2 protein-coding genes are annotated in these 452 nt (G+C 49.6%); both read left to right on the top strand.

The window, feature by feature from the left end; genetic code table 11:
* Positions 1–220 (top strand): putative peptidoglycan-binding domain-containing protein (locus J8L97_RS23215; protein ID WP_282098581.1); only part of this gene is annotated, 220 nt, incomplete at its 5' end.
* On the top strand, positions 213–452 hold a 240-nt coding region (locus J8L97_RS23210), incomplete at its 3' end, for a hypothetical protein (RefSeq protein WP_211053089.1). The genes J8L97_RS23215 and J8L97_RS23210, both read left to right, overlap by 8 nt.

Genomic DNA, 452 nt, shown 5'->3' with positions numbered 1-452 from the left:
CGTTGACGCCAACGTTGATGGTGTATTTGGTTCACGCACACTTAAAAAGTGCCACGCTATTTTGCCTAACCTATTCATTAGCCAATTGATCAGCCGCCGTGGCTACCGCTACGCCCGCATTTGCTTAGACGACCCAACCCAACAGCCCAACCTGCGCGGCTGGATGAACCGCCTCGGCCACATTACCGAGCGCTGTTATGCAGAGGTGTACTGTGGGTAAAAACTGGGAATGGAGCCTAAACCAAGGTCGTATTAAGCGCATTGAAGCCGAACTAAAAGCGCACAAGCTGGGGTTAAGGTTTGATGTAAAAAAAATCCCTATTCACTCGCTCGATGGCACGATGCAATCAAAGTTCATACGCGGTTGGATGTCAGTAACTGAGACTGATATTCAATGCCGCATTGACGGCCAAAGCACATACGTAGATGTACGCCATCGGTTAGCTGAGTAC

Origin of the sequence: Pseudoalteromonas sp. MMG012, from assembly GCF_018100875.1 — a bacterium.
In the GTDB taxonomy this organism is placed as follows: Bacteria; Pseudomonadota; Gammaproteobacteria; order Enterobacterales; family Alteromonadaceae; genus Pseudoalteromonas; species Pseudoalteromonas aurantia.
This window is presented reverse-complemented; position numbering and strand designations above follow the sequence as displayed.